The 13,364-nt window shown below is 59.4% G+C and carries 11 protein-coding genes and 1 tRNA gene; all 12 read left to right on the top strand.

The window, feature by feature from the left end; translation table 11 throughout:
- The first annotated feature begins 101 nt into the window (after nt 1-101).
- On the top strand, nt 102-1,154 hold the full coding sequence (pheS, locus tag Cth01_RS22665) for a phenylalanine--tRNA ligase subunit alpha (RefSeq protein ID WP_003069975.1): 1,053 nt from the start codon (nt 102-104) through the stop codon (nt 1,152-1,154).
- Between the two features lie 165 nt (nt 1,155-1,319).
- Nucleotides 1,320-3,788 carry a phenylalanine--tRNA ligase subunit beta gene (gene pheT / locus Cth01_RS22660; RefSeq protein ID WP_045840512.1) on the top strand — a complete coding sequence of 823 codons (2,469 nt, stop codon included), beginning with the start codon at nt 1,320-1,322 and terminating at the stop codon, nt 3,786-3,788.
- A 28-nt stretch (nt 3,789-3,816) separates the two neighbouring features.
- Complete coding sequence (locus tag Cth01_RS22655) at nt 3,817-4,143, top strand: integration host factor subunit alpha (protein ID WP_012838976.1); 327 nt, start codon at nt 3,817-3,819, stop codon at nt 4,141-4,143.
- 241 nt (nt 4,144-4,384) lie between these two features.
- Nucleotides 4,385-4,834, top strand: a complete 450-nt coding sequence (locus Cth01_RS22650) for a MerR family transcriptional regulator (protein WP_045840511.1) — start codon at nt 4,385-4,387, stop codon at nt 4,832-4,834.
- A 30-nt stretch (nt 4,835-4,864) separates the two neighbouring features.
- Nucleotides 4,865-4,941, top strand: a tRNA-Pro gene (locus Cth01_RS22645).
- 190 nt (nt 4,942-5,131) lie between these two features.
- The gene (locus tag Cth01_RS22640; protein WP_139032135.1) at nt 5,132-5,695 is read left to right on the top strand and encodes a hypothetical protein; all 564 of its coding nucleotides are present in this window, start codon (nt 5,132-5,134) and stop codon (nt 5,693-5,695) included.
- A gap of 53 nt (nt 5,696-5,748) precedes the next feature.
- Nucleotides 5,749-7,260 (top strand): TolC family outer membrane protein, encoded by a 1,512-nt coding sequence (locus Cth01_RS22635; RefSeq protein WP_034358892.1) that lies wholly within the window; start codon nt 5,749-5,751, stop codon nt 7,258-7,260.
- A 38-nt stretch (nt 7,261-7,298) separates the two neighbouring features.
- Entirely contained in the window at nt 7,299-7,544 is a 246-nt protein-coding gene (locus tag Cth01_RS22630; RefSeq protein WP_003069983.1) for a hypothetical protein, read from the top strand.
- A gap of 182 nt (nt 7,545-7,726) precedes the next feature.
- Entirely contained in the window at nt 7,727-9,865 is a 2,139-nt protein-coding gene (locus Cth01_RS22625; protein ID WP_045840528.1) for a type I secretion system permease/ATPase, read from the top strand.
- A complete protein-coding gene (locus tag Cth01_RS22620; protein WP_045840510.1) occupies nt 9,862-11,274 on the top strand; it encodes an HlyD family type I secretion periplasmic adaptor subunit in 1,413 nt (470 codons plus the stop codon). The genes Cth01_RS22625 and Cth01_RS22620 overlap by 4 nt, the downstream gene beginning before the upstream one ends.
- Before the next feature lie 33 nt (nt 11,275-11,307).
- A complete protein-coding gene (locus Cth01_RS22615; protein ID WP_045840509.1) occupies nt 11,308-11,946 on the top strand; it encodes a response regulator transcription factor in 639 nt (212 codons plus the stop codon).
- A 257-nt stretch (nt 11,947-12,203) separates the two neighbouring features.
- On the top strand, nt 12,204-13,364 hold a 1,161-nt coding region (locus Cth01_RS22610), incomplete at its 3' end, for a retention module-containing protein (protein ID WP_045840508.1).

Raw genomic sequence — 13,364 nt, 5'->3', positions numbered from 1 at the left:
GTCGTGTCTTGTTCAGTAGCTGCTGATGCACAAACAGCAAGGGCTAGGGCTTGAAAAGGCACTAGCCCTTGTTTATTTTTACAAGTCGATAAAGAGTCGATATGAACGAGTTGGATTCTCTGGTCGAAAGCGCACAGCAACTGTTTGCGCAAGCCCACACCCCCGCTGATCTGGAAAATGCCAAGGCGCAGTTTCTGGGCAAGTCGGGCAAGATGACCGAGCTCATGAAGGGCATGGCGCAGCTTTCCGTCGAAGAGAAAAAGTCGCGCGGCGCAGCCATCAACGTGGCCAAGCAGGCGATCGAAGCGGCCTTGACCGCTCGTCGCAAGGCTTTGGCAGACGCCGAGCTGCAGGCCCATCTGAAGGCCGAGGTGCTGGATGTGACTCTGCCCGGTCGCCGTCGTGGCGCGGGAGGGCTGCACCCCGTCTCCATCACCATGGAGCGTATCGAGGGCATCTTCGGCTCCATGGGCTTTGATGTGGCCCAGGGCCCCGAGATCGAATCCGACTGGTTCAACTTCACGGCGCTGAACACGCCTGAAGACCATCCCGCGCGCTCCATGCACGACACCTTCTATGTCGAAGGCGGCACCCAGCACGCGCCCAATCTGCTGCGCACGCACACCAGCCCCATGCAGGTGCGCCATGCCGTGCAGCATGTCAAGAATTACCGCAATGCGCTCGATGCCGGCCAGACCATGCCCGAGATCCGCGTGATTGCCCCCGGCCGCACCTACCGGGTGGACTCGGATGCCACCCACTCGCCCATGTTCCACCAGTGCGAAGGCCTGTGGATCGGCGAGAACGTGAGCTTCAAGGACCTGAAGGTCGTGTTCACCGACTTCTGCAAGACTTTCTTCGAGCAGGATGATCTGGTGCTGCGCTTTCGCCCCAGCTTCTTCCCGTTCACCGAGCCTTCGGCCGAAATCGACATCCAGTTCCAGAGCGGCCCGCTGGCCGGCAAGTGGCTGGAAGTGGCGGGCTCCGGCCAGGTGCACCCCAATGTGGTGCGCAACATGGGGCTGGACCCCGAAAAATACATCGGCTTTGCCTTTGGCATGGGCCCCGATCGCCTGACCATGCTGCGTTATGGCGTGAACGACCTGCGCCTGTTCTTCGACGGCGACATCCGTTTTCTGTCGCAGTTTCAGTAATTGAAAAGTGAGCTGCTAGCGCATGCTCTGAAACGATTTCAGATAGTTTTGATGCTGAAATCATTGTGTGCCAAGCGCTAATAGCTCATCTTTTTGAGATACGCATGCCCAGCCAGTGGCAGACCGCTTGCGGTGCGACTGGCATGAACGCCAAAGAGTCTGACTATGCAATTTCCTGAATCCTGGTTGCGCGAATACTGCAACCCCAACCTGACCACCCAGCAACTGGCCGATACTCTGACCATGGCCGGTCTGGAAGTGGAAGAGCTGGATCCTGTGGCGCCTCCCTTCACCGGCATCGTGGTCGGTGAAATCAAGGAAGCCGTGCAGCACCCCGACGCCGACCGTCTGCGCATCTGCCAGGTCGACGTGGGCGGCCCCGAGCTGCTGAATATTGTCTGCGGCGCGCCCAATGCGCGCGTGGGCATCCGCATTCCCTGCGCCACCGTGGGTGCCGAGCTGCCGCCCGGTGCCGATGGCAAGCCCTTCAAGATCAAGATCGGCAAGCTGCGCGGCGTGCAGAGCTTTGGCATGCTGTGTTCGGCCAAGGAGCTGGGCATCGACGAAGACGCCAGCGGCCTGCTGGAGTTCCCCGCCGATGCGCCCCTGGGCCAGAACGTGCGCGAGTACCTGAATCTGGACGACACGCTGTTCACGCTCAAGCTCACCCCCAATCTGGCGCATTGCCTCAGCGTCTACGGCGTGGCGCGCGAGCTGTCGGCGCTGACCGGCACGCCGCTTAAAGCCCTGTCCTTCCCCGCTGCGGCCGTGGCCTTGCAAGACAAGCTGCCGGTCAAGATCGAGGCGACCGATCTGTGCGGCCGCTTCTCGGGCCGTATCGTGCGCAATGTCAACACGCGGGTGAAGACGCCCCAGTGGATGGTGGACCGTCTGGCGCGTTGCGGCCAGCGCTCGGTCAGCCCGCTGGTGGACATCTCCAACTATGTGATGTTCGAGCTGGGCCGTCCCAGCCATATCTTCGATCTGGACAAGATCAGCGGCGGCCTGAATGTGCGCTGGGGCAAGGAGGGCGAAACGCTCAAGCTGCTCAATGGCAACACCATCAAGATCGACGACTTCCTCAAGGTCGGCGTGATTGCCGATGACAAGCAGGTCGAGTCGCTGGCCGGCATCATGGGCGGCGATGCGACTGCCGTGTCTGACGACACCAGGAACATCTATATCGAAGCTGCGTTCTGGTTCCCCAAGGCCGTGGCCGGCCGTTCGCGCCACTTCAATTTCTCGACCGATGCCGGCCACCGCTTCGAGCGCGGCGTGGACCCCGAGTTCACCACCGAGCACATCGAGCGCATCACCGCGCTGGTGCTGGAAATCTGCGGCACGCCAGAGACGCAAGTCGGCGCCATGGACGACCAGAAGCCCAATATGCCCGCCTCCAAGGCCGTGCAACTACGCGTGGCGCGTGCGGCCAAGGTCATCGGCATGGCCGTGACGCAGCAGCAATGCCTGGATGCCTTGAACGGCCTGGGTCTGCCGGCCACCGTGGCCAGCGAAGGTGCGGCAGGCGAACCTGTGATCAGCGTCACCGCTCCCACCTTCCGCTTCGACATCAATCTGGAAGAAGACTTGATCGAAGAAGTGGCACGCATGATCGGCTACGAAAACCTGCCGACCACCAAGCCGCTGGCCCCGATCTCGCCCAAGCTGCGCGCCGAGAACGAGCGCAGCCCCTACGCCGTGCGCCACGAGCTGGCGGGCCTGGGCTACCAGGAAACCATCAACTTCAGCTTTGTCGAAGAAAAGTGGGAGCAGGAGCTGGCTGGCAACAATAACGCCATCAAGCTGCTCAACCCCATTGCCAGCCATCTGAGCGTGATGCGCTCGTCGCTGCTGGGCTCGCTGCTGCAGGTGCTCAAGTTCAACGTGGACCGCAAGGCTCAGCGCGTGCGTGTGTTCGAGCTGGGTCGCGTGTTCTTCAAGGACGACTCCGTCGTCGACTCCGACACCACCGTCAAGGGCTTTTATCAGCCTATGCGCGTGGCGGGTCTCGCCTACGGCGCTGCCGACCAGCTGCAGTGGGGCAGGGCAGAGGCCAAGGTCGACTTCTACGACGTCAAGGGTGATGTGGAAGCCTTGCTGGCTCCAGCCAAGCCCGTGTTCGAGCCTGCCGAGCATCCGGCCATGCACCCCGGCCGCTGCGCGCGCGTGCTGCTGGACGGCAAGGCCATCGGTTTTGTCGGCGAGCTGCACCCCCAATGGCGCCAGGAATGGGATCTGGCCCAGGCTCCCGTGATGTTCGAGCTGGAACTCGATGCCGTGCTGGCCCGCGAGGTCCCCGTGTTCAAGTCCGTGGCCAAGCACCAGGCCGTGGAGCGCGACATTGCTGTGGTCGTCAAGGAAGCCGTGACCCACGCCCAGGTGATGGAAGCCGTGCAGCAAGGCGTGCAGGGCGGCATTTTGCGCTCGGCCGTGCTGTTCGACGTATTCCGTCCCAAGAAGCTCAAGGCTGGCGAGGAAGCGGCGCCGGGCAGCCTGGCTCAGGACGAGAAGAGCCTGGCCGTGCGTCTGACGCTGGGCAGCGACACCGCGTCGCTGACCGATGCGGAAATCGATGCCGCCATGCAGGGCACAATTGCGGCTCTGGTTGAACGCGTTGCGGCTCGCCTGCGTTGATATGTTCAATCCACAAGGAGATCGACCTATGGAGCTTGCCGTAGAGAGCATCGACAGCCCCGCGTTGACCAAGGCGCAGCTGGCCGATCTGCTGTTTGACGAAATCGGTTTGAACAAGCGCGAAGCCAAGGACATGGTGGATGCGTTTTTCGACCTGATCTCGCAAAAGCTGGTGGAGGGCGAAGATGTCAAGCTTTCGGGCTTTGGCAACTTCCAGATCCGCACCAAGGCGCCACGGCCCGGTCGCAACCCGCGCACCGGTGAGCTGATTCCCATCGCTGCGCGCCGTGTGGTGACCTTCCATGCCAGCAGCAAGCTCAAGGAGCTGATCCAGGGCGAAGGCTCGGGGTCATAAGCGATTGGTAAATCCACTGATGCGCGGACAGGCTAGGCATCGGTGACTGAGGAGCTGACAGTTTTGCGTCGTACGCGGTGCAAGGTCCTGTCAGCTCTTCGCGCTATATTGCTAGGACTTGTGCAAACAGGAATGCATGGCGGGCATTTCTAATGACAAAACACCGTGCCTGACCCGAATTTGCGCAAGTCGTGATTGCATATCTTTCACCCATCCCTTCACTGACCGCTTGCAACCAGCCATGGCTTCTTCTTTGCCAGCAATTCCCGCCAAGCGCTATTTCACCATCGGTGAGGTCGCGGATCTTTGCGACGTCAAGCCTCATGTGCTGCGTTACTGGGAGCAGGAGTTTGTGCAGCTCAAGCCCATGAAGCGTCGTGGCAACCGCCGCTACTACCAGCATCATGAGGTGTTGATGGTGCGTCGCATTCGCGAGCTGCTTTACGAGCAGGGCTTCACCATCAGCGGCGCACGAAATCGTCTGCGCGAACTGGTGACGGGTCACGGCAAGGCAGTCGAGCAGCAGCCGGTGCTTGTGCATCCGGCCCAGCACCTGCAGGGGGAAGAGCTGGCGCAAAGCCATCTGCTGGCTGCAATGCTGGAGCAGGGGCTCTCGGAGCCTGCTGGTGCAATGGGCATGGAGGAGGTCAAAGAGGAGCTTTTGCAGATCAGGGCGCTGCTTTCTCTTTGATGTCGAATTTCTGTGTATAATTCAAGTCTTCGGAATGTAGCGCAGCCTGGTAGCGCACTTGCATGGGGTGCAAGGGGTCGCGAGTTCGAATCCCGCCATTCCGACCAATTAGACAAGGGCTTCTGACTATTCAGTCAGAAGCCCTTTTTCTATTTCGGATCAATTCATTGTCAATTGTTCGATTACGACTTTGGATGTGGGCTGATTTCACTTTGCAACGCATGCGCCGCTATGGTTGCGGTGCTGGAAGCGGTATTGATTCTTAATTTCTTTGATATAAAGAAGGAATGAAAAGAATTGCCAATTCCCGGCAAAAAAATCGAAGTTCGGTTGGTTGAGTGGTTTTTTGAAACAAATCATTGCATGCCTTGTGCTAGATTTGCAATTGAATCCATTTGTTTGATGGTGTTGCCAGGAGATCTGCCATCAACGCACGGCTTCGCATGCAGGGTTATGCGTCAAGAACACCGGCCGGAAACCGGAGGCTCCGCCTTGCTATCGTGGAAAGGAACATCTCCAAATGCGCTGTGTCTAGCCGATAGACGCTCCACAGCCTGTCCGCGCGATTTGTTTGGCCAAGGGATTGGCGATGTCATCCCTGTACCACTGCTGAATGGTGGCTCGTCAAGCAAAAATAGTGAGTTTTGTCGATCAGGCAACAAGCTTGACCTGACCGTCAGTCTCCTGTGCGGTACTGGCATGACGCCAAAGGCTGTGAGCACGAGAGTTACAGAATTCCATTTTGCGAGTTCTGAGGCCGTATGCAATGCCTTTTCGGGCAGCAGCGAGCCGATCCACATTAACAACCAGCTTCCGCGGGAACGATTTGTAGAAGTCGCACCGATTGCTCTCGCCAATTAGTTGGCGGGGTAGGCATCGCATTGCCCGGTCGGAGTCAAACAAGAGGGATAACAATGAAATTCAGTCAGATTGCACAAGTGGTAGCCACTCTGGGTGTGGCCTCGTGGGCCATGGGGGGTATGGCCCAGACGACCATGAATGCGCAACAAGCCAACGAGCAGGGTGTTGCACTGCAAAAGGTGGTCGAGCAGGCACTGATGACTCATCCCGAAGTGCAGGCGCGCTTTCAGGATTTCAGCTCGTCCGCTGAAGGTCAGAACGTGGCCCGGGGAGGTTGGCGTCCGCAAGTCACCGCGCAAGGTTGGGTCGGTCGCGAGTGGCGCAGCCATATCCAGGATGCTCCATCGCAGAACTGGAACCGTCCGGGCTGGAACCTGCAGTTGCGTCAGCTGATCTTTGATGGCTTCACCACTAGCAGCAATATCCGTCAGTTGGGCTTTGAGAAGCTGGCCAAGTTCTACGACCTGCGCGCCACCACTGAAAATTTGGCCAATGATGTTGTTGCCGCCTATCTGGATGTGCAGCGTTATCGCGAAATGGAAAAGCTGGCCCGTGAGAATTTCGGCACCCACCAGGTGACGCTGGGGCAGTTGCGTGAGCGCCAGCAGTCCGGCGTAGGCCGCGGTGTTGATCTGGAGCAGGCAAGTGGACGTCTGTCGCTGGCGCAGACCAATCTGATGACCGAGAGCAACAACCTCAACGATGTGCTGCAGCGCTACCGCCGCGTGGTGGGTGAGTATCCTGCGGCCACGCTGGACCCGGTGCCCGATGTGAGTGCCAAGCTGCCTGCTTCCGGGGTGGCCAAGGATTTCGGCGAGTCGCTGCGCGCGAGTCCGCTGCTATTGTCCAAGCAGGCTCTGGTGCAAGCGGCAGAGGCCGGTCAGAAGGCTGCCAAGGGGGCACATATGCCCAAGCTCGAGCTGCTGGCGTCCACGGGGCGTGATCGTGATCAGAACTCGCCGGCCTACTGGGATGTGCAAAGTTCGCGAGTGCAGCTGATGCTGACTTACAACCTGTATCGCGGTGGTGCGGACGAGGCACGCCTGCGTCAGACGATTGCTCAGGGCTATGCCGCACAGGATGTGCGCGATTACACCTGCCGCAACATCCAGCAGGAGCTGTCGATTACCTGGAACAACATGGCCCGCCTGCGTCAGCAAACGCCGTTCCTGCGTGAGCATGTTCTTTCCACGGCCAAGGTCCGCGTGGCGTATCAGCAGCAATTCAAGATCGGTCAGCGTTCGCTGCTGGATCTGCTCAATACGGAAAACGAGCTGTTCGATGCCCAGCGCGCTCTGGTCAACGCTCAATATGACCTGAAAAAGGCCGAGTACCAGTGGCTGACTTTGTCCAGCCAGATTCTGCCTGTGCTGGGGCTCGCGCAGCCGCATGACGACAGCCGCCCGGATGAGCAGCAGGCGCTGAACTTGCCGGATGATCTGCTGCGTAGCTGCAAATCCTCGGTGCCGGACACCAGCAATCTGACGCCTGTGCCTGCCAGCGCAGCGGTTGATCTGGGGGCTCCAGCCCAAGCCCCGGCATCTGGTGCGGCGGGCCGTCAGTGATAGCTGGTGGCGCCTGGCGCAGCTTTTAGTGGGAGTTGATGAACAAGATGGATAAAAGCGATTCACCACCGTCGGAGCAGTCCTCCCGGCAGGAATTGTCGGCACTGGATGCGGATTTCATCCGCGTTCTCGAGGACTTGATTGACGCCTTGCTTGCCAATGGGGCTTTGCGCTTGACGGATCTTCCGCCGCAGGCGCTGGAGAAGCTGAACCAGCGCAAGCAGGCGCGCCAGCGTATGCGTAATTCGCTGGACTTGATTGATGATGACGAAGAGCTTTTATAGGTTGATTGTTGAAGATGACCAGACCAGACTTTGAGCCTTCATTGGCATCGAGCAACGGTACGGATGCGACTCAGAAGGCCGGGCAAGGTTCTTTGCCGGATGCCGCGGCAGCGGCGGAGCAGGCCGGCCCGGCCTTTCTGGGGGCGCGAAGCTCGGCGCATGCACCGGCGGGGGACTGGCGCATGCCGGCCCATGAGACCCATGCGGATCCCTTGCTGGATTGCCTGGTGCAGCTCACCAACCTGCATGGCAAGCCCTACACCGCGCAGGCACTGAGCAATGGTCTGCCGTTGGTGGATCAGCGCCTGACGCCTTCATTGCTGGCTCGGGCTGCGGCTCGCGCGCAGTTCAGCACGCGTATCGTGCAGCGCGGTCTTGACGATGTTCCTCAGGGCTTGCTGCCGGCAATTCTGATTCTCCATGGAGACCGTGCCTGTCTGCTGCTCAGAGCGCTGGAGAGCGGTCGCTTCCTGTTGCAGTATCCGGAGTCGGAGAGTCCGGTCGAGGTAGAGGCCCAGGCTTTGCTGCAGGACTACGCGGGGCTGATGTGCTTTGTGCGTCCGCAGTTCCGCTTCGAGCCGCGCTCCGTGCAGCAAGGCATGGAGCCTCGCAGCAGTCACTGGTTCTGGGCGGTGATCCTGGAGAATCGGCGCCTGTACCGCGATGCCTTGCTGGCAGCCGTACTCATCAATGTCTTCGCACTGGCAATGCCCTTGTTCAGCATGAACGTGTATGACCGGGTGGTGCCCAACAACGCGGTGGAAACATTGTGGGTGTTGGCTATCGGAATTTCTTTGGTGCTGATCTTCAACTTTGTGCTGACGACGACGCGTGCCTATGTTGTGGATGCCGCGAGCAAGCGTGTGGATGTGCAGCTGTCCGCGCAGATCATGGAGCGCGTTCTGGACTTGCGCATGGAGAGCCGACCCGCATCCGTCGGTTCGTTTGCGGCCAATCTGCGCTCGTTTGAGTCGGTTCGTGACTTCATTGCGTCTGCAAGTCTCACGACCTTGGTGGATCTGCCTTTTGTGCTTCTGTTTCTGGTGGCGATTGCATGGGTTTCGCCCTGGATGCTGATTCCGCCTGTGGTGGCGATTGCCGCGATCTTGCTGGTTTCCTTCTGGGCCCAGGCACGCATGGAGAGTCTGACGCTCAAGACCTTTCAGGCTTCGTCTCAGCGCAACGCGCTGCTCGTGGAGTCGCTGACCAATCTGGAGGCGGTCAAGACGCTCAATGCCCAAAGCGGAGTGCAGCGTCTGTGGGAGAGCTCCACTCAGTACATTGCCTATATGGGGGGCAAGATCAAGTTCATCTCGTCCGGTACGGTGAACTTCGTTCAGACCTTGCAGCAACTGGTCACCATAGCTGTGGTCGTCATCGGCGTGTACCAGGTGCAGGATGCGGCGCTCTCCATGGGCGGCATCATTGCAGCCTCCATGATTGCGGGGCGCTGTCTGGCACCCTTTGGTCAGGTGGCGGGGCTGATGATGCAGTTTCACAATGCGCGCACCTCGCTCAATTCCATTGACAACTACATGAAGATGCCGGTCGAACATGAAGCTGAGCGCGAATTCGTCTCACGTCCGGATCTGCGTGGCGCCATCGAGTTTCGCAATGTCAGCTTCAGCTATCCGGGAAGCGAGCAGGCCAGTCTTTCGGGAGTGAGCTTTTCGCTCCGACCCGGCGAGCGGGTTGGCATCATTGGGCGTATCGGCTCGGGCAAGACCACGCTTGAAAAGCTGGTCCTGGGTCTGTATCAGCCCAGTGAAGGCTCGGTTCTGATCGATGGTATGGATGCCCGTCAGATAGACCCGGTGGATCTGCGTCGGGCCATCGGGCATGTGCCGCAGGACCCGATGCTGTTCTATGGCAGTTTGAAGCACAACCTGCTGGTGGGTGCGCCATTCGCGGATGAGACAGACATGCTGCATGCGGCACGCATTGCGGGTGTGGATGATTTCGCGGCGCGCAATCCCAAGGGCTACGACATGTTGGTTGGCGAGCGGGGCGAGTCACTTTCTGGCGGCCAGCGCCAATCCATTGCTGTCGCTCGTGCCTTGATCAACGACCCGGCCATATTGTTGCTGGATGAGCCCAGCAGCAATCTGGACAACCAGAGCGAGGCACAGCTCAAACGTCGTCTGGAAGAGGCCTCCCAGGGCAAGACCATTTTGCTGGTCACTCATCGCACGGCCTTGTTGACCTTGGTTGACCGGCTGATCGTGATTGACGGCGGCAGAATTGTTGCCGATGGAGCCAAGGATCAGGTGATCGAGGCCCTGAAGCAAGGGCGGATTGGTGGAGTAGGAGGGCGAGCATGAGCGAGTCCAAACCTCAAAAAAAGCCGTCGCGCTTCAAGGATGCGCTCAAGACGCGCTGGACGCGACTGGAGCGATGGCTGCTTGACGGCAGCGAGGTTGTCGGAACGCATCAGCCGGATGACCTCAAGGCCGATGCGCAGTGGGCTGCAGGGCAGCAGCAGGCGCGTGGTTCGCGTCTGTTGATATGGGTATCTCTGGTCACCGTGGTGGTTCTGCTGCTATGGGCTTGCCTGGGTCGCATTGATGAAGTGGTGCGAGGCCAGGGCAAGGTGGTTCCTTCGCGTCAGGTTCAGGTGGTGCAGAGCCTGGATGGCGGCATCGTCAAGGAAATTCTGGTGCACCCCGGTGAGCATGTGGAGCAGGGTCAGGTCATCTTGCGCATCGATCCAACGCGCTACAGTTCGTCCCTGGGCGAGAACAAGGCCGAACTTCTGGCATTGAAGGCCAAGGCCGCGCGTCTTCAGGCCCTGGCATCGGGCGAGCCTTTCAAGGCTCCGGAAGATGTGCAGGCTCTGGCGCCTCAGTTGGTGGAGATGGAGCGGCGCATGTGGGAGAGCCGCTCCCAGGAGCTCAACACCAACGTCAATATTGCGCGTGACCAGTTGCGCCAACGTCAGCAGGAGCTGCGCGAAACCCAGGCCAACCGTGACCAGGCTTCCTCCAGTTGCAGCTTGACGTCCGAAGAGCTTTCGGTGACTCGCCCCTTGCTCAAGAGTGGAGCAGTGTCCGAAGTGGATTTGCTGCGCCTGCAACGTGATGTGGCTCGCTTCTGTGGCGAGGCCAAGGCGGCCGGTGCGCAGATCGGGCGCATTCAGGCTGCGATTCAGGAGGCGGAGCGCAAGATTCAGGAGTCGGAGCTGAATATGCGCAATCAGTCTCGCTCCGAGCTCTCGGAAACCCAGGCCAAACTGGGCACCCTGGAGCAAGGCAAGGTGGCGCTGGAGGATCGCGTCAAGCTGGCCGAAGTGCGCTCGCCCGTGCGCGGCACGGTCAACACCTTGATGGCGAATACCGTCGGCGGTGTTGTGCAGCCGGGCAAGGACATCCTGGACATCGTGCCGCTGGATGACACCTTGTTGATGGAAGTGCAGATCAATCCACGCGATATCGGCTTCCTGCATTTTGGTCAGCAGGCCGAAGTGAAGTTCACGGCCTATGACTTTGCCATCTATGGAGGCCTGCAGGGGAAGCTGGAGCAGATCGGTGCCAACACCGTTACCGACGAAAAGGGGAACTCCTTTTATGTCGTGAAGGTGCGCACGGAGAAGGCTCACGTGGGCGATGACTCGCGCCCCATCATTCCCGGTATGCAGGCCGAGGTGCATATCCTCACGGGCAAGCGCACCTTGATGCACTATCTGCTCAAGCCGATTCTGCGTGCCAAGTCCAATGCATTGATCGAACGTTAGTTCATGGATCGCCAACAATTACAAAGGAACTCTATGAATGCCTTGCCTGTATTGATGCTGACTCAGGATGCCACGCTGTGGCAGGAATGGCAGCAGATCGCAGGCCCTCAGTGGATGCCTGCGCGCGGCCAGAGCCTGGCCGATTTGCAACGTTGGAAGCAGCAAGGTCGTACCGTGGTGGTGCTGGATGCAGCCCTGCCATCCTTGCCCGAGTCGACTGCGGCCCGCTGGATTGAGCTGCTGAAGGATCTTCAGGTTCTGGTTCTCAGCAACCGCCCCAGCGATGAGGAGGGTCGAAACCTGCTGTCCCGCGGAGCATCGGGCTACGCCCATGCGCAATCGAGCCCGGAGGTGCTGGCACGGATGCTGCAAAGCATGGCCGGCGGCAACATCTGGCTTGGACGTTCTCTGTTGCAGCGCTTGTTGCGCGATGTGGATGCCCGTCTGCCTGAGTATGAGTCGGACTGGGCCGAACCATTGTCTGCACGAGAGCAGGAGGTTGCCCGCTATGCATCGCTGGGTGACAGCAATGCGGAGATCGCCGAACGCATGTCCATCAGCGAACGTACCGTGCGCGCCCATCTGTCTGCGGTTTTTGAAAAGCTGCAGGTACAGGATCGGCTGGCGCTGACCCTGAAGGTCCACGGTATCGGGCGCAAGCAACTGGCTTGAACCTGATTTTTGGGTTACTGATGAATACATAGTCACCTCTTTCCTCTGGAGTGCCTGTTGCTGAAAAGCCTGAAGCCTGCAATATGCAGGCTTCAGGCTTTTTTGATTTACAGCAGCAGAGATCGAATAAAACAGATCCCGATTGGCTTTGGCGCCAATAGTGCTGTGGGGCCTTGGCTTCTACCATTCAGCTGAAATATTGGAGAGGTGCCTTTGTGCACCTTCACTTTTTAATCTGACTGGATAGGCAGACCCTCATGGCAGCTCAAACCGTTCTCGTTACCAAACTCACTGGCCAGGCTTGGATGCGTGGTTCTGATGGCAATCTGACGGTGCTCCGTGAAGGCATGCGTATCCCCGCCGACGCCGAGATAGTGACGGCTTCCGGTAGCACCGTGCAGTTGCAGGCGGACGGTCAGCCACCGCTGATGGTGGGCGAGAACCAGGATGTGCATCTCACTGCGGATCTGATTCAGCCGCCCACCGTGGAAGAGGCGGCTGTGGCGAGCCCCGCGAATGCGCAGATTGACCAGATCATTGCGGCCATCAATGCCGGCCAGGATCCGTTCGATGAGCTGGATCCCACGGCGGCCACATTGTCGGGCGGCAGCGAGGGTGGCAGCACTTTTGTGCGCCTTTCCAGCATCATTGAGGCAGTGTCGCCGCTGGCGCTGGAGTATGGACGTCCTGTACCAGCGACTACCGTCCTTCCACTTTTTAGTGGGGTGGGCGTTTTGGCGGACAACACGGATCAAGTTACGCCGCCTCAGCCTGTCACAAGCATTCCCCAGGCAAGTGCTGATTCGGGTGTGATCTTCGAAGATGCGGTATCCGCCTTGCAAGGCAATGTGCTCGCCAACGACAAATTGGGCGAAGGGGTCCTCACAGAGCATCGAGTTGTTCTGGTCGGCGCAGATCAAGGGCTGTACGGCAAGATTACCCTCAACTCCGATGGCAGCTATAGCTATCAGCTTGATAGCAGCTTGAATGCTGTGCAGGCATTGGGTGTGGGTGAGACCCTGGTCGAAACTTTTACGTATACCCTGGTCGATAAAGACGGCGCCAGTTCTTCTGCGACATTGACTGTCACCATCGTTGGCACCAACGACGACCCCGCCCTCACCGGCAAGGCCGATGGCGCTTTGGCCGAAGACGGCGTGTCGGTGGTCACCGGCAAGCTCGACGTGGCCGATGTCGACATCACCGATACCCACAGCTGGAGCGTCAGCAACGAAGGTAAGGGCCAGTACGGCAGCTTCTCGGTCGACCAGAACGGCGAGTGGACCTATGTGCTGAACAACGACGATCCCAAGGTCCAGGCCCTGGCCGAAGGTCAGAAGGTCACCGACACCATCACCGTGACCGTCGAAGACGGCCACGGCGGCACAGCGACTCAGACCATCACCATCACCATCAAC

The organism is Comamonas thiooxydans (assembly GCF_000964545.1).
Lineage (GTDB): Bacteria > Pseudomonadota > Gammaproteobacteria > Burkholderiales > Burkholderiaceae_C > Comamonas > Comamonas thiooxydans.
This window is presented reverse-complemented; position numbering and strand designations above follow the sequence as displayed.

Coding starts and splice junctions, on each gene's coding strand:
- Cth01_RS22630 (WP_003069983.1), top strand. CDS start 7,299: ATGAACAAGATGGATAAAAGCGATTCACCACCGTCGGAGCAGTCCTCC.
- Cth01_RS22620 (WP_045840510.1), top strand. CDS start 9,862: ATGAGCGAGTCCAAACCTCAAAAAAAGCCGTCGCGCTTCAAGGATGCG.
- Cth01_RS22655 (WP_012838976.1), top strand. CDS start 3,817: ATGGAGCTTGCCGTAGAGAGCATCGACAGCCCCGCGTTGACCAAGGCG.
- Cth01_RS22625 (WP_045840528.1), top strand. CDS start 7,727: ATGCCGGCCCATGAGACCCATGCGGATCCCTTGCTGGATTGCCTGGTG.
- Cth01_RS22650 (WP_045840511.1), top strand. CDS start 4,385: ATGGCTTCTTCTTTGCCAGCAATTCCCGCCAAGCGCTATTTCACCATC.
- Cth01_RS22635 (WP_034358892.1), top strand. CDS start 5,749: ATGAAATTCAGTCAGATTGCACAAGTGGTAGCCACTCTGGGTGTGGCC.
- pheT (WP_045840512.1), top strand. CDS start 1,320: ATGCAATTTCCTGAATCCTGGTTGCGCGAATACTGCAACCCCAACCTG.
- pheS (WP_003069975.1), top strand. CDS start 102: ATGAACGAGTTGGATTCTCTGGTCGAAAGCGCACAGCAACTGTTTGCG.
- Cth01_RS22615 (WP_045840509.1), top strand. CDS start 11,308: ATGAATGCCTTGCCTGTATTGATGCTGACTCAGGATGCCACGCTGTGG.